This is a genomic window from Flavobacterium sp. NPDC079362 (assembly GCF_050267765.1).
Taxonomy (GTDB): domain Bacteria; phylum Bacteroidota; class Bacteroidia; order Flavobacteriales; family Flavobacteriaceae; genus Flavobacterium; species Flavobacterium azizsancarii.
The window spans coordinates 24,684-41,708 of the sequence record NZ_JBNNFM010000039.1; the positions used below are offsets into that span (position 1 = coordinate 24,684).

At 35.4% G+C, this 17,025-nt stretch carries 12 protein-coding genes and 1 rRNA gene; 3 read left to right on the plus strand and 10 right to left on the minus strand.

What is annotated here, in order from left to right:
- The first annotated feature begins 35 nt into the window (after positions 1-35).
- Positions 36-809, plus strand: coding sequence for an XRE family transcriptional regulator (locus ACQKCJ_RS21655; protein ID WP_072965029.1), 774 nt, complete (start codon positions 36-38; stop codon positions 807-809).
- A 315-nt stretch (positions 810-1,124) separates the two neighbouring features.
- Here ACQKCJ_RS21655 and ACQKCJ_RS21660 read toward each other — a convergent pair whose 3' ends face one another.
- The 10 genes from ACQKCJ_RS21660 to ACQKCJ_RS21705 form a co-directional block, all read right to left on the minus strand.
- Complete coding sequence (locus tag ACQKCJ_RS21660; RefSeq protein ID WP_271337815.1) at positions 1,125-1,886, minus strand: phosphatase PAP2 family protein; 762 nt, start codon at positions 1,884-1,886, stop codon at positions 1,125-1,127.
- An 806-nt stretch (positions 1,887-2,692) separates the two neighbouring features.
- Positions 2,693-4,414, minus strand: coding sequence for a sensor histidine kinase (locus ACQKCJ_RS21665; RefSeq protein ID WP_271337813.1), 1,722 nt, complete (start codon positions 4,412-4,414; stop codon positions 2,693-2,695).
- A gap of 102 nt (positions 4,415-4,516) precedes the next feature.
- The gene (locus ACQKCJ_RS21670; protein ID WP_271337811.1) at positions 4,517-5,644 is read right to left on the minus strand and encodes a sensor protein KdpD; all 1,128 of its coding nucleotides are present in this window, start codon (positions 5,642-5,644) and stop codon (positions 4,517-4,519) included.
- A 218-nt stretch (positions 5,645-5,862) separates the two neighbouring features.
- Positions 5,863-6,939 (minus strand): porin, encoded by a 1,077-nt coding sequence (locus ACQKCJ_RS21675; protein WP_427402899.1) that lies wholly within the window; start codon positions 6,937-6,939, stop codon positions 5,863-5,865.
- A gap of 731 nt (positions 6,940-7,670) precedes the next feature.
- Positions 7,671-8,237, minus strand: a complete 567-nt coding sequence (locus tag ACQKCJ_RS21680; protein ID WP_427402900.1) for a K(+)-transporting ATPase subunit C — start codon at positions 8,235-8,237, stop codon at positions 7,671-7,673.
- Between the two features lie 125 nt (positions 8,238-8,362).
- Positions 8,363-10,396, minus strand: a complete 2,034-nt coding sequence (gene kdpB / locus ACQKCJ_RS21685; RefSeq protein ID WP_427402901.1) for a potassium-transporting ATPase subunit KdpB — start codon at positions 10,394-10,396, stop codon at positions 8,363-8,365.
- Positions 10,397-10,548: 152 nt separating this feature from the next.
- Positions 10,549-12,270 (minus strand): potassium-transporting ATPase subunit KdpA, encoded by a 1,722-nt coding sequence (gene kdpA, locus ACQKCJ_RS21690; protein WP_427402902.1) that lies wholly within the window; start codon positions 12,268-12,270, stop codon positions 10,549-10,551.
- Positions 12,271-12,377: 107 nt separating this feature from the next.
- Positions 12,378-12,455, minus strand: a complete 78-nt coding sequence (gene kdpF / locus ACQKCJ_RS21695; RefSeq protein WP_016362011.1) for a K(+)-transporting ATPase subunit F — start codon at positions 12,453-12,455, stop codon at positions 12,378-12,380.
- A 168-nt stretch (positions 12,456-12,623) separates the two neighbouring features.
- Positions 12,624-12,905, minus strand: a complete 282-nt coding sequence (locus ACQKCJ_RS21700; RefSeq protein WP_089352131.1) for a DUF7674 family protein — start codon at positions 12,903-12,905, stop codon at positions 12,624-12,626.
- Between the two features lie 418 nt (positions 12,906-13,323).
- Entirely contained in the window at positions 13,324-14,667 is a 1,344-nt protein-coding gene (locus tag ACQKCJ_RS21705; protein WP_427402903.1) for a sigma-54-dependent transcriptional regulator, read from the minus strand.
- Positions 14,668-14,951: 284 nt separating this feature from the next.
- Here ACQKCJ_RS21705 and ACQKCJ_RS21710 point away from each other — a divergent pair, with 284 nt between their 5' ends.
- Together ACQKCJ_RS21710 and ACQKCJ_RS21715 are read left to right on the plus strand one after the other, a co-directional pair.
- Positions 14,952-15,959 carry an LLM class flavin-dependent oxidoreductase gene (locus tag ACQKCJ_RS21710; protein ID WP_271337797.1) on the plus strand — a complete coding sequence of 336 codons (1,008 nt, stop codon included), beginning with the start codon at positions 14,952-14,954 and terminating at the stop codon, positions 15,957-15,959.
- A gap of 976 nt (positions 15,960-16,935) precedes the next feature.
- Positions 16,936-17,025, plus strand: a 16S ribosomal RNA gene (locus tag ACQKCJ_RS21715); the annotation flags it as partial.

Consider the following 17,025-nt stretch of genomic DNA (forward strand, 5'->3'; position numbering starts at 1 on the left):
GTATATTTGTTGTTCCAAATTATAACAAATTAATTATGTCCTTATTTTCAGATAACATCAGAGCATTGAGGGTTAAGCATAAAATATCTCAGGAGAAATTAGCTGAAAACCTTAGAATTACCCGAGGAAGATACGTTAAGTACGAAGATGGAACCTCCGAAGCACCATATGATATCTTAAAGCAGATTGCTTTATATTTTCATATGAGTATTGATTTACTACTGTCTGTGGATATACGTAAAATCAATATAGAAAACCTGATAAAATTAGAAGGCAACCGACTTATTTTGCCCATACAAGTAGATAGTTTTGGCGAGAATTATATCGAAATTGTATCCCAAAAAGCAAAAGCGGGTTATCTAAACGGATATGCAGATCCGGAATATATAGAGAGTCTGCAGCAGGTTTCCCTTCCGTTTTTAGGACCGGGAAAACATCGAGGATTTCCTGTAGAAGGAGATTCGATGCCGCCACACGAAGACGGATCGATTATCATTGGCCGTTATGTAGAAAGGTTAGGAGAAGTAATGGATGGCAGGACGTATATCCTGATTACCAAAAATGAGGGAATGGTCTACAAACGTCTCAATAAAAACAAAAAGAATGCTTTGGTTTTGGAATCAGACAATCGTTTTTACCCGAATTATGAAGTAAAAGCCTCAGATATTTTAGAAATCTGGGAATACGAATGCAACATTGGCCGTAGTGATAAACGTCATGAACAAACAGAATCTCAAAGTATGAAAGATTTACTTTTGGAGGTGAAAAGGGAAGTGATGGAGATTAAGAATAATACGTCGAATACATAGAAAAGTTTTTTGCCACTCCCGATAGCTCAATGTCATTAAGTTAAGGAGAAATCTGTAAAATTACTTAACCGTTTAATCAAGAAAGTAATTAGAAAAATCTGTTTTTATCAGCGTTTTCGCTTTAGCGAATCAGTAAAATCAGCGTCTAATTTTGACGCGGATAAAACAGATTTACTTCGTAAAAACGCGGATAAAAACGGATTTGATCTGCAATGATTTTATTTTTTAAAAGCTTAACTTAATGACATTGCTCGATAGCTATCGGGAGTAGCTTTAAATAAACTTTGTGCCTTAGCTCCTTTGTGGCAAAAAATTCTAAAAAACCTTCACAAAACCCAATCCATATTGTTGTCCATTATAAAAAGGCATTACCATAGAAGTTGATTTATTTTCAGAGGATGATTTGAATAATTTTCTGGTAATATACGGATTCATCCAATACGCCAATTTAGTACTCAAAATCCCGATTCCGGCTCCGGCGGCAACATCTGTTAACCAATGGCGGTTGTTGTAAATTCTAAATAATCCCGTTCCGGTTGCTACGGCATAACCCGCGATTCCATACCAAATTGATTTGTCTTTGTATTCCTGCCATAAAAACTCAGCTCCGGCAAAAGCAGTTGCAGTATGACCTGAAGGGAAAGAATTATTCGAGCTTCCGTCCGGACGTTCTTCATGAACAATCGATTTTAATCCTAAAACTGTCGAAGCCATGATAACATACGAAGTCACAAAAATGACAGAGCGATCGCGCATATTGTTTTTGCCTTTTACACCAAAAGCGTTCAAAGCATAAACAGAAGCTGCAGGCGCATATTGAGAGAAATCATCAATAGTGATTTTGTTATCAATATCTTCGGTAACTTCATTTTTGATTTGGTGATTGAAACTTAAGAGCTGATCGTTTGCAATACCAATAACACCGTATCCAATCAATACACCGGGAATAATCAATTGTTTGTAATTGAATTTTAATTGATGTGACGTACTGTCAATTTTTGTTATGGAGTCGTTTTGTTGTGCATTTGTATTCAAAACACCAAATAAAAATACCAGAGAAATCGCTTTGTAAAACATCTTGCGTTATTGTTATAAGTTGCAATAATAACGAATGTATGATCTAACTATTTTGGACTTAATCTAACCTTAAGCGAATATTAATTTCTTGGTTTTAAATGAGATAGTTTGATTAAGATTGGCTAAATATTGGGAGGTGAAATGTTCAATATCAATGACAATATCAAAGCAAACATGTTCAATTGAAAAGGTGTAGTTCCTACGGAACAAATATATGGTTGGTGATTTTTTCTACCAACATATAATCTCTCCGAGATATACTTAGTTAGGAGAGATTATATGTTGGTAGAAAAAACAACGAAGTATTTTGTACCAAATATAAATCTCTCCGAGATATACTTAGTTAGGAGTTAAATATTGGTAGAAAAAACAACGAAATATTTTGTACCAAATATAAATCTCTACGAGATATACTTAGTTAGGAGTTAAATGTTGGTAGAAAAAACAACAAAATATTTTGTACCAAATATAAATCTCTCCGAGATATACTTAGTTAGGGAGTTAAATGTTGGTAGAAAAAACAACGAAATATTTTGTACCAAATATAAATCTCTCCGAGATATACTTAGTTAGGAGTTAAATGTTGGTAGAAAAAACAACAAAATATTTTGTACCAAATATAAATCTCTCCGAGATATACTTAGTTAGGAGTTAAATATTGGTAGAAAAAACAACGAAATATTTTGTACCAAATATAAATCTCTCCGAGATATACTCCGTTAGGAGTTAAATATTGGTAGAAAAAAACAGCGATCAGTAAAAATGTCCCGTAGGGACTACACCTTGCAAAGTTTTACAGAAAAAAACTAAACCTTCAACGAAAACCAAAAAGTACTTCCTAAACCTAAATTGCTTTCAACGCCAACGGTACCATTTTGAGCCTCTATAAATTCTTTGCTGATGGCCAATCCCAATCCGGTTCCTGATTTCTGACTACCGGGTATCTTAAAATATTTATCAAAAATCTTGTCTTTAAATCTTGTTTCGATTCCTTTTCCGGTATCGATCACCTGAAATACAATCTGATTATTTTCATTTTTTAATTTGATAATAATTGTACTTTTTTCAGATGAATAGGTAATTGCGTTTGAAAGATAATTAATCAAAACCCAGCCCGTTTTTTCACTGTCAGCTTTCACATCTTGCAGATTTTCATCGGCATCAATAATCAGTTTAATTTGTTTTTGATCTGCCTGAACTTTTACGGCTTCGGTAGCATAATTTACAATTGCATACGGATTACTTTTTTCGATATTCAGCTGAATATTTCCTGTTTCTAATTGCGATAGATTTAGTAATTCGCCAGTTATTTTCAATAATCTTTGACTGTCATCTTTAATGCTTTCGACCAATTGTTTCTGATCGTCGTTCATATCACCTGTTTTTGCATTTTCAAGCAATTGTAAACTCAGTTTTATAGACGCAATTGGCGTTTTTAATTCGTGTGAAACCGTTGCAATAAAATTCGTTTTTGCAAAATCAAGTTCTTTAAATAAGGTAATATTTCGCAGAATTATAACATCGCCAATATTGATTTCTTTTTCTTCTCCGGTTGGCGTTATTGTGATGTTGATGGTTTCTTTATCAAAATAACTTTCTTTTCCATGGGCGAAAATTTTCATTGGTTGTTTTTTCTGAGAATCAGTTGCTAATTCTTTCAAAATCAAAGAACGAATCAAGTCATTCGATAAAGCCAATGTCGAAGCTGAATGGCCAATAACATCTTCAGATTTCATTCCGATAATTTTTAGCGCTTCATCATTTGCAAACAAAATAGTACCTTCATTATCCAGCCCAATGATAGGATCGTGCATATTGTTAATAAGCGTTTCGAGTCGTTTTTTCTCAAAGAATAATTTGTACAAATTACTATTGTTGTATTCCTGGAGTTTTTGTGCCATTGTATTAAACGATTTTGCCAGATCACCATACTCGTTGTGATTGGTGAAATGCACACGTTCCGAATAATTTTTATTTGCAATTTCTTTAATACTCTGAGTCAATTCCTTAATTGGGTTGGCGATATTATTAGGTAGATTTATCAGTAAATTAAAGGCAATTAAAAAACACAAAGTTCCCACAATGGCAATCCATAAATTGGCAGTTTCTGCAGTATGTTTGGCGATATCACTTTTTTGCTTTATGGCATCGAGATTGAGTTTCATAATCGCAAAAATATCTTGTCTGATTTGTGTTTTTAGAGCCTCGTTAGAACTGTTTTTTTCTAAAAGAGCAAAGCTTTTCTCTAGATTAGCTGTTGCTTCTTTTTCTCCGGGTTCAGTAACATTTTGAGTCTGTTTTGCAAGATATTCTCTAAAAGTATGTAGCTTCTTATCTGTAGTCATTTTAGTTTCATCCAAAGACAAAATCATATTTCTCGAATATTCAAGCGTATTATAATTCGCTTTCAGAATATTTTCCGTGTCTGCTTTTATCAAAAAAACAGAATATCCACTCACTAATGAAAGTATGATAATCATTAAAAATAACAATCCAACTCCCAGATTCAATTTAGTTTTAATTCTCATGACGTTTATTTAAAAACAAGTTTTTTATATATGAACCATTAAGTTATTAAGTTGCATAAAGTCAAAGCTTAATCTTTCTTAATCTCTTAATGGTAAAAAAATTTACGATAAAATAACAAGGTCTACATTCGATAAAGACAGACTATTCAATAATCGTCTGAAAATCGTTGTAGACAAAATTACTTTAAATAAATTCAAATGTGGTTTCCCGATGCAAACAGTTGTAATATGTTTTTCTTCAACCGCAATCAAAATCGCTTCTGCAATATTTTTATTTTCTAATTTAATAACTTCGGCACCTAATTGCACCGCCAATTTAAAATTATTGATTAAATGACGTTGTTTGTCTAATGCAATTTTAATGCTGCTTTCTTTAGGTGTTTCTACATATAAAACATACCACGATCCGTTGTAATAACTTGCCAAACGTGCCGCTTTTCTAATTACAATTTTAGCTGTTTTATCATTACTGCTAATGCAAGCCAGAAGTTTTTCATGTCGTAAAGCATGTAGATTAGGCACTTCGCTTTCGACTTTTCGAACCACCTGACTGGCTACTTCTTTCAGAGCCAATTCACGCAATTGCAAAATCTGATCTGATTTAAAGAAATTTGTCAAAGCTGTCTGAATTTTATCAGCCGTATAAATTTTTCCTTCTTTCAAACGTGCGATCAAATCTTCAGCCGTCAAATCGATATTCACCACTTCGTCTGCCAATCGCAAAACATTATCCGGAATGCGTTCCTGAACATCAATTCCCGTAATCCGTTTTACATCTTCATTTAAACTCTCGATATGCTGAATATTTACTGCCGAAATCACATTGATTCCTGCTTCCAGAATTTCAAGAACATCCTGCCAGCGTTTTTCGTTTTTGCTTCCTTCAACATTCGTATGTGCCAATTCATCGACAATTACGACTTCAGGTCTTAGATTGATAATCGCCTGCACATCGAGTTCCTCGAGCTCTTTCCCTTTATAGAAAATGGTTCGCCGTGGAATCACAGGCAAACCAGATAAAAGCTCATGCGTTTCCTTTCGCATATGCGTTTCGATGTAACCAATTTTCACATCAATTCCGTTCTTCAATAACGAATGTGCTTCCTGCAGCATCCGATACGTTTTACCCACACCGGCACTCATGCCAATGTAGACCTTAAACTTTCCTTTTCGTGATTTCTGAATTAAATCGAGAAAGTGCTGTGCGTTATTTTCTTTTTCCTTTTCCATAGTATTCGCCGCGAAGACGCTAAGACATAAAGTTTTTTAATTTTTTTTAGCCACAGATTTCACAGATTAAAAGGATTTTTAAATGGCTTTGTGTAGATTTATTTGCCACGAATTACACAAATTTCCGCGAATTATATTTAAATAAAAAATTAGTGAAAATTTGTGTAATTCGTGGCGAAAAAAATCCGTTTAATCTGTGAAATCTGTGGCTGATAATACTAGAAACTAATCGCCAACGAAGTCGTTACAAACATATTTGTATCCGTTGGAAGATTGTCTTTTGTAAATATCTCATCTTTACTTGAAAGATTTCTTGCTTCTAATCTAAACATTACATTATCAGTAACTAAGTAATCAAAGTTAGCTGAAAATCCGTAAGTTTTAAAACCATTTGGAGTTCCTGTTGCGATAATAACTCCTTTTTCATCACTATAATATTCACCACGCGCTGCAAGCTGAATTTTATCCGTTGGTTTGTATTGCAAAATCAAAACAGGCGAAAACCACGTATCATATTTAGTACTGTTTTTGGCCGCTTGTTGAGAACCAATATCAAAACCAGCCGTAACATTTGTTTTATCCGTTACTTTAAATTGTCCGTAAAAGTTATTAAAGTAGCGCCATTTTTTGTCAATATCCGGTTGTTCATTTCCCACATAAGTACTCCAGTTCAAAACCACCCTGTCCGTTGGTTTGTAAGTAACCTGCGTTCCAAAAGCAGGCGTTTGATTGCCTTTTACTTTTTCAATACGTTGCCAGCCATTCAAATACATTCCGGCCAAATACCATTTTCCAGATTCTGATGTATAACCAATTTTAACTCCCGTTTCATAATAAGGTGAGTTTTCAGCCAGAATACTTCTAGTCAAAGTAGGGCAATCTTTCCCAATAGCACTTTCGAAACCTATGTGTGCCGGCATAATTCCCGCATCAATCCATAGATTATGACTTTGCGAAATTTTCACCCCCACATTTGCCTCATAAATATTTTTCAATAAACCTTGTTCTGCTGCCATGTTGTATTCGGCATAAGTTCCTGCCATTAGGGCAAAATTTCCACGAACATTATCTTTTTGATAGTTCACTTTTGCCAAACCTAAATTGATATTCAATTCATTGCTTTTATTATAATTGTAAAAAAAGCTCGGGCGAGTATGATTGTCTGGTTTCCCGAAATCATAACTATAATAAACGTCTACATATCCTGAAAACGTAAATGGACTTTTTGTTTCTTCCTGAGCGTGTAAATTGGTAAAACCAAAGGCAATTAAAGCCGTAAGTATATTTTTTTTCATTTTTTTAATGTGGTATTCAAACCCGACAGTTCTCTAAACTTATCACGTTTAATTAATTTTATTAGTAGGTTTTTTTGGAGCTAATCCCGCTATCCGTTTCAATCTTTTTCTTTTTAAAGAAAAAAGAAAAAGGATTTCCACTACTATCGGGGCTAGGGCACTTGAGGCTAAAAAGGGTGATTAGTATCCTAACAGGTTTTTAAAACCTGTTAGGTATTTAATTTTAGCGTTCCAATAGATCAACGCACAGATTTGTCATCCCGAGGAACGAGGGATCTCTGCAAGAAGCTCCATAAAGTACGTCGCCATTTTTGTCGAGTTTCTAGTGGAGATCTTCATTCCTCCGCATGACGAAGTTTGTGGTTATTCTATGATTAATGGTTGACGCTGATTTTCATATCTGTAATGTTTTGAAAACCTTGCAGGAGAAAACCTTAGAATTGATGAACGCATCACTTTGTCATACCTAACAGGTTTTAAAAACCTGTTAGGATAATCCATAAACTACGTTGCCATTTTTGTCGAGTTTCTAGTCGAGATCCCTCGTTCCTCGGGATGACGAAGTTTGTGGTACTCTATGAATAATGGTTGATGCTGATTTTTCATACCTGTAAGGTTTTGAAAACCTTGCAGGAGAAAACTCAGAATTGATGAACGCATCACTTTGTCATACCTAACAGGTTTTGAAAACCTGTCAGGATAAAAACCTTAGAATCTTAGCGACTCAGAACCTAAGAACCTTTCTTAGAAAGCTCATCCAAAGCCACATTCAATTCCAACACATTAACTGTTGGAGTTCCCATAACTTTTGGAGTATTAATTTTAGATTCAACTAAGGCTTTCACTTTATCTTCGGATAAATTTCTTTCTTTGGCAACACGTTTTATCTGAACCAAAGCACCTTGAGGAGAAATATTAGGATCTAAACCACTTCCCGAAGCCGTAACCATATCAGCAGGAATCTCTGATTTTCTTAAATAAGGATGAACAATCAGAAAAGTATCAATTCTTTTTTGAACCACAGCCAGATATTCAGCATTGCTTGGTCCTTTGTTACTACCACCACTTCCGGCAGCATTATAATCTACAGCCGAAGGGCGTCCCCAGAAATAATTGGATTTATCGAATTTCTGACCAATTTTTTGGTACCCAACCACTTTTCCGTTAACCGAAATAGTTTCTCCTTTTCCCTGATTCGGAGCAAATTGTGCAATTCCATAAATGGCTAAGGGATAAATAATGGCCAACAGAACCACCATAAGAAGGGTGAATTTTAATATTGAAAATATATTTTTCATTTTTTTTGAGTTTCTAAGGGACTAAGTCTCTAAGTTTCTAATATTTTTTTTGAAGATTCTGAGCGGTAAGTTTCTAAGACACTAAGAAAAAAACTTAGAAACTTAGCAAATCAGCGCCTTAGTAGCTACATAAAAAGCGCTACAGCCAAATCAATTAATTTAATACCGATAAAAGGAATGATCAATCCGCCTAAACCATATATCAATAAGTTTCTTTTTAAGATAGCACTTGCTCCGATTGGTTTATAATCAACACCTCTCAACGCTAATGGAATCAATATTGGAATGATGATCGCATTAAAAATCACTGCTGATAAAATCGCACTTTCCGGACTGTGCAAATGCATGATATTCAAACCTTCAAGCGCAGGAATCGCAGTAATAAAAAGAGCAGGAACAATAGCAAAATATTTCGCAACGTCATTTGCAATAGAAAAAGTAGTTAAAGTTCCACGAGTCATTAAAAGCTGTTTTCCAATTTCGATAATCTCAATAAGTTTTGTTGGGTCATTGTCAAGATCGACCATGTTTCCGGCTTCTTTTGCGGCCTGAGTTCCGCTGTTCATCGCAACACCCACATTAGCTTGTGCTAGGGCAGGAGCATCATTCGTTCCGTCACCCATCATGGCAACCAGTTTACCCAGGTTTTGCTCGTTTTTGATATAGTTCATTTTATCCTCAGGTTTCGCCTCGGCAATAAAATCATCAACACCGGCAGCTTCAGCAATAAATTTCGCCGTTAGTGGATTATCTCCCGTAACCATTACCGTTTTAACCCCCATTTTTCTCAAACGGTCAAAACGTTCTTTCATTCCGGTTTTGATGATATCCTGTAATTCGATAACACCTTGTACCTGATTGTTTTTAACCACCACTAATGGAGTTCCTCCTTTAGACGAAATATCAATTACTTTTTGAGCAGTATCTTCAGGGAAAGTATTTCCAGCCTGAAGCGAAATGTTTTTTGCAGCATCCTGAGCTCCTTTTCTAATATTGGTTCCGTCTTTTAAAATAACTCCGGAAGTTCTCGTTTCAGCGGTAAATTTAATTAAAGTAGCACCTTCAATAGATAATTTATTGGCAGTTTCGGCTCCTGCCAATTCCACGATACTTTTCCCTTCCGGAGTGTCATCTGCTAGTGAACTTAACACAGCAGATTTTATAAAATCTTCTTCAGATACGCCTTTTGCAGGATAAAAATTCGTTGCTTTTCTGTTACCAATCGTGATTGTTCCGGTTTTATCCAAAAGCAATACATCAATATCTCCGGCAGTTTCAACTGCTTTTCCGGATTTTGTAATTACATTGGCACGCAACGCTCTGTCCATACCCGCAATACCAATAGCAGAAAGTAAACCTCCAATTGTAGTTGGAATCAAACATACAAACAAAGAAATAAAAGCCGCAATCGTGATGGGTGCATTTGCATAGTCGGCAAACGGTTTTAGCGTAACGCACACAATCACGAATATTAAAGTAAATGCGGCTAATAAAATGGTTAAGGCAATTTCGTTTGGTGTTTTCTGACGGCTAGCACCTTCAACCAAAGCAATCATTTTATCCAGAAAGCTTTCGCCAGGTTCAGAGGTTACAATCACTTTAATTTTATCAGACAGTACTTTTGTTCCTCCGGTTACAGATGATTTATCACCACCGGCTTCCCGAATTACAGGAGCACTTTCTCCCGTAATGGCGCTTTCGTCGATAGTAGCTAAACCTTCGATAATTTCACCATCTGTTGCAATTAGATCACCTGATTCACAAACGAAAATATCTCCTTTTTTCAATTCTGATGAACTGATGTTTTTGATATCTCCGTTTGGCAAAATTTGTCTTGCAGGAGTTTCTTCCCGTGTTTTTCTTAAACTATCCGCTTGTGCTTTTCCTCTGGCTTCGGCAATAGCCTCTGCAAAATTGGCAAACAAAAGCGTTGCTAATAAAATTAAAAACACAATTAAATTATAGACAAAACTACCCTGATCTGTTGCTCCCATTAAAATGGAAATACAAACGGCGAACATAATGGCAGTTCCTATTTCTACGGTAAACATTACCGGATTTTTGATCATCATTTTTGGATTCAGCTTCACAAAAGATTGCACTAGGGCTTCTTTTACTTGCTTACTTTCAAACAATGAATTGGATTTATTAGTTGTCATTTTCTTGTAAAAAGTTAAATGTTATTTGTTAAATGTTATGCGTTGAAAACAATTAGAGGATAAAACATAGCCAACGGTTTCAACCGTTGGAGAGCAATGTATATCATAATTTTGTCCCCGTGGTTGAAACCACGGCCTATGTTTGTTGAGCATTATTTTAAAGTAAAGTATTCCGCTAATGGACCTAAAGCCAACGCTGGGAAGAAGGATAAGGCAGCAATAATTGCGATTACTGCAAAAACCATTACCCCAAAAATTGAAGTGTCAGTTTTTAAAGTTCCCGCACTTTCAGGGATATATTTTTTATTAGCCAATAATCCTGCAATAGCCAATGGGCCAATGATAGGAATGAAACGACTTAACAACAACACAATTCCTGTAGTGATATTCCAGAACGGATTGTTATCTCCTAAACCTTCAAAACCAGAACCGTTATTGGCAGCACTAGAAGTATATTCATATAACATTTCAGAGAATCCGTGATGTCCGGGATTGTTCAGCCAACCCGTTGCGTTCCCGTTAAACCAATATCCCATTGCGGTATCATGCGCAGCAAAATAAGAAGCCAAAGCTGTCCCGGATAAGATTAATAAAGGGTGAAGAATTGCAATAAAAGCAGCAATTTTAACTTCCCGCGCTTCGATTTTCTTTCCTAAAAACTCAGGAGTTCGACCCACCATTAATCCGGAAATAAATACAGCCAGAATGATAAAAATGTAGAAGTTCAGAATCCCGACACCACAACCGCCATAAAAAGCATTAACCATCATGGCAAGCAATTCCATAGCACCGGAAACCGGCATTGAACTATCGTGCATACTATTTACAGAACCTGTAGAAATTACCGTTGTAGCAATGCTCCAGAATCCTGAAATAGCAGGTCCAAACCGAACCTCTTTTCCTTCCATCGCTCCCGTTGCCTGTGCAATTCCCATTCTTTCGATTGCAGGATTCCCGTTAATTTCGCTCATAACAGTTGGCACAACCAGTAATAAGAATCCAAGGGTCATAACTCCGAAAATTACATAGGAGAATTTTCTTTTCTTTAGATAAAAACCTAAGGCAAAAATCATCGCAAACGGGATAATTAATTGTGCCCATAATTCGACAGCATTCGTAAAGTAAGTAGGATTTTCTAATGGATGTGCCGAGTTGGCACCAAAGAAACCACCACCATTTGTTCCTATATGTTTGATGGCAATAAATGCAGCAGCTGGTCCGCGGGAAACTTCAACATGATCACCTTGTAAAGTAGTAATAGCATCTTTACCTTCAAAAGTCATTGGTGAACCGCTAAATACCAAGGCAGTAGCTACAATAGCTGAAAGTGGTAATAAAATACGGGTACAGCTTTTAATAAAATAATTATAAAAGTTACCCAATTTATCAGTAGTTCTTTCCTTCATTGCTGTAAAAACCATTGCTGCAGCAGCCATTCCCACACCAGCAGAAACAAATTGCAGGAACATCAGGAATATTTGAGATAAATAAGAGACACCGCTTTCACCTGAATAATGCTGTAAATTACAATTCACTATAAAAGAGATAGCCGTATTAAAGGCCAAATCCGGGCTCATCGATGGGTTGTTATCAGGATTTAAGAATAACGATCCCTGAAACAATAAGATAAAAAAGCAAAGAAAGAACCAAACCATATTAATACTTAAAAGTGTTTTTAAGTGTTGCTTCCAGTTCATTTCTTCAGTAGAATTGATTCCACTGATTTTAAAAATAAGTTTTTCAATTGGATTGAAAATCGGGTCAAGAAATGTTTTATCACCCAAATAAACTTTAGCAATATATTTCCCTATCGGAATGGCTAAAACTATCGAAATGATAAAAATACTAATGACGCCAAGTAATTCTGTGTTCATAATTTTGAGATTATTTTTGTTGTGAGATGTAATTTGTAAAATGAAAGATGTAGATGAAAGTTGAAACATCAGCTGACTTCTAACTCTTAACATTCAACTTTACATCATTAAAATTTTTCGGGTTTGATTAATACATAAACCAAATAGCCAAAAACGGCGAGGGCAATAATAAATAGTGCAGTCATGATTTAGATTTTTTCAAAAAATTCAACTGATTTAAAACAAATAGCAAAAAGCAAAACAGCCAATGCGAGTAAAAGAAAAGTGATTAACATATTAGATGATTTTAGATTTTAGAATGTAGATTATAGATTTAGGGCTTTTGCGATTAACCAGTTAACCGATTAAACATTTTACACGCCCGAAGTATTAATTTGTTTGATATATTCTGCTTTAAGCGTTTGAGGAAAAAGGTGTGAAATGTTGCAATGACGTACTTCCATAAAAGAAGAAACAGAGAAAACATACACATTAGAAATAGCATTTTTAGTTTCGATACTTCCGGTAATAAATAGACGTTCAGCAAGAGCTAGGCATTTTTTTGCCCGTACGATATTACCCGAAATAATAGATTTTTTGGTGATCTCTGCAAAACGTTCTGCTTGTTTGTAGATTGAGGTGACTTGATTTTTCATGAGAATGAATTTTGTGTTCTTCCCACTTATGCCAAAAGTCAGACCGAAAAATGGTAGTAATAGATAAAGTATTGCCCATAAAGGCGTTGAGGTTTTGTGCCAAAAAGTGGCCATAAAAAAAGCCTATCAAAATGATAAGCTTTTATTAAAATGATAGGTTTGTTTTATTAAAAATCAGGAATTAAAAATGTCATTACTGGTGATTGAAACTTAGAATTTAAATCCCAGACGGATGCAATATTTATAGAAAAATATAGATTACGTTCATATAACCCGCCGCGGCGGATGACATACTTTGGTTTCAAAAGAAAAATTAAGACATCGTTCCACTGGAGCTTTTATAGAAATTTAAAGTTGAAATTTGCCATTACCATTGCTATTGGAATTTGGAATTTAATTTTTGGAATTTTTACTCTGTCTATTGTATACTATATTCTTCTAGTTTTCGATACAAAGTTGCAATTCCAATTTCCAGTAATCGGGCAGTTTCCGCTTTATTGCCTTTAGTGTAATTCAAAACCTTCTGGATATGCAACTTCTCAATGCTTTGCATAGAGAAAGCCGACATTGATTTGGTGGCTTTTTCTGGCTGATGCTGCATTTCGTAAGGTAAAACATCCGAGGTTAAAATACTACCGCTGCTTAAAATTACAGATCTTTCGATAACATTTTTAAGTTCACGAATATTTCCCGGCCAGGAATAATTTTCTAGTTTCTGAAGAAAATCGTCAGCAATATCTAAAGTCTTTTTATTAGTCTTCTCAGAAAATTGTTTGACAAACGAGTGGGTCAGAGGTGCGATATCTTTTATTCTTTCGCGCAAAGGCGGAAGAGTAATCTCAAAAATATTCAAACGAAAATACAAGTCAGAACGAAAACGGTGTTCCTCACTTTCTGTTTTCAAATCTCTGTTAGTAGCAGCAATTAACCTGAAATTTGATTTTTTGGGAGTTGTATCACCAATTGGGATATATTCGCTGGTTTCTAAAACGCGTAATAGTTTGGCTTGCAGTTCAATTGGCATTTCTCCAATTTCGTCCAGGAATAAAGTTCCGCCATTAGCCTCTTCAATAAACCCTTTCTTGTCTTTCAAAGCTCCGGTAAAAGCACCTTGTTTATGACCAAAAAGTTCACTCTCCAGAATTTCCTTACTGAAAGTACTACAGTTTAGCGCCACGAAAGATTTCCCAACGCGATTACTGTTTTCATGAATCGCTTGCGCAAAAACTTCTTTTCCGGTTCCGGTTTCGCCGGCAAGCAAAACGGTCGAATCAGTCTTGGCAACTTTTTTTGCAAGGTCAATAACTTGTTCAATTCCTTTTGATTTTCCTATAATGGTATTAAAAGAATATTTATCTCCAATACGTTTCTCGAGTTGCTTCACCTTTTTCTGCAAATGGACTTTTTCAACAGCTTTGTATAAAAGTGGAATAATTTTGTCGTTATCATCCCCTTTTACGATATAATCAAAAGCGCCGTTTTTCATCGCCTGAACACCATCAGGAATATTTCCAAAAGCCGTTAATAAAATAACTTCAATCAAAGGAAAGCTCCCTTTTATGTTTTGCAGAAAATCAACCCCATTTCCGTCAGGTAATTTTACATCACATAAAACAACATCAATATCAGTTTGCTCGAGTTTCTTAAAACCGGATTTTAAATCTTTAGCTTCAATAACTTCAAATCCTTCTGATTTAATAATGCGTGCCAACAGACTTCTGAGTTTTTCTTCGTCGTCTATAATTAAAATTTTATGTGTCATTTGAGGAAAAGTCTAGGATAGAAATTGATTTTTGAGATACAAATTTAGGTTTTAAATCATTCAACTTTTTGATCGATAGGAAATTCTTGCGAAAAAATAATTTTAAGATCGTAAAGTTGTGGCTTCTATTATAAAATTAAATTTTAAGCTATCAAATGGCGATATTTCAATTACATATAACAGCATTAAAACATTTAACACTGATAAATTTATAATTCTATTAACATGAAAAAATTTAAGCTTTGTAGTAAATGAATTAATTTTGTATAAAAGCTACATTATATATGAAAGACTCAATTTCAATCTCAATATTAGAATTAGCTATCATTACACAAGATAGCAACGCAAGCGAAACATTTCAAAAAACAAAAGAAATAGCCCAACTTGCAGATAACTTAGGTTATAAACGTTTTTGGTTGGCAGAACATCACAATATGGCACACGTTGCCAGTTCAGCAACGGTAGTTTTGATTGGTTATATCGCCAGTCAGACTCAAAGCATTCGTGTAGGTTCAGGCGGAATCATGCTGCCGAATCACTCTCCTTTAGTAGTAGCTGAACAATTCGGAACCCTGGAAACACTTTATCCAAACCGAATTGATTTAGGTTTAGGAAGAGCGCCGGGAACAGATCAGCCAACGGCCGAAGCCATTAGAAAAGACTTTTTTGAACAGGCACAACGCTTTCCTCAAAACGTAACGAAACTTCAGGATTACTTTTCTGCCGAAAATGCAACTGCAAAAGTGAGAGCTTTTCCCGCCGAAGGTACAAATGTTCCAATCTGGATTCTGGGCTCAAGTACAGAAAGTGCTGCCCTAGCCGCTGCTTATGGATTACCGTATGCTTTCGCCGGGCATTTTGCACCACGCCAAATGATTCAGGCTTTTGAGTTTTACCGCGAAAATTTCCAGCCTTCAGATGTTTTAGATAAACCCAAAACAATGGCTTGCGTCAATATCATTGCAGCCGATACAAATGAAGAAGCCGAAAGATTATCTACAAGTTTGTACCAAATGTTTCTAAACTTAATTCGAGGTGATCGTAAAGGCTTGCAACCGCCTGTAGATTCTCTGGATGATATCATGAGCGAAGAAGAACGTTTTCATGTCAATCAAATGACCGCGTGTACATTCACAGGAAACAAAGAGCAACTGATAACAGATCTTAAAAAATTCATCAATTACTCAAAAGTAGACGAGCTAATGGCAACAGGCCCAATTTTCGATCATCAGGCTAAACTCAAAAGCATCCACATTACAAAAGAAGTAATCGATAGTATAAACACTATATAAGGACACTTTTCTCTATCCTATATATAAGGTAAGATTTCCATCATCCAGCCCGACAGGTTTCCAAAACCTGTCGGGTTTATTTTTATGAGCCATATAAAAGAGTGACCATGTCCGGCTGAGCAAAGTCGAAGCCTGCTTTTTTAGAATTTCGGGTTTAATAAAGATCCAGAGCTATTTCCCGCTATCCGTTCCAATCTTTTGTGCCGAACCCCGACACAAAAGGATTTTCACTACTATCGGGGCTAGGGCAGTAGTTTTCATGAGAAGAACATTTGCAATAAGTATAAAGAGAACTTAACGTTTTACCAGAGATAGCAATCGGAATTCCGATTAAACCAGAAAACACAAGGAAAAGCAGGCTTTGCGTCTTAGCGTCTTCGTGGCAAAACCAGCACCTTTACGGTAAAACCAGCATAAACCAGTTAATCTGGAGAAAACTCAAAAAGAAATCGGATTGTAAAAAACACCAAACCAGTGACTTAAGAAAAAGATTAAAAATACTTTGAAAAAGGTATTGTTTTACTAAACAAACTACCTACTTTTGCACCCGCAACAACGACAGACGTTCACTGAAATACTGACAAGCATTACTAATCAAAACGAAAATTTATTTTCTAAAAAAGATTCTGAAAAGCTTGTGAGATTTGAAAACAGATGTTACATTTGCACCCCGCAAAACAACGGAAGTTCATTGATAGATTGGTTAGGAAATGAGAAGAAAAGGAAATGAAAATTTCTAAAAAAAAACTTCAAAATTTACTTGCCAGTTGAAAATAAATTTTCTACTTTTGCACCCGCTTTGAGAAACAAGCGAAACAAAAAAGAAGACACGTTCGTAGACATATTGAATTGACAGCCGTTTTAACAGAGATGTTAAAACAAAAGAATAAAGAGTAAGATAATCGAGAGATTAAAAAAGAACCGATAGAGACTGATTCGAATAACAATACGATCTAAGTGATTAGATCAATAATATACGATGAAGAGTTTGATCCTGGCTCAGGATGAACGCTAGCGGCAGGCTTAACACATGCAAGTCGAGGGGTATAGTTCTTCGGAACTAGAG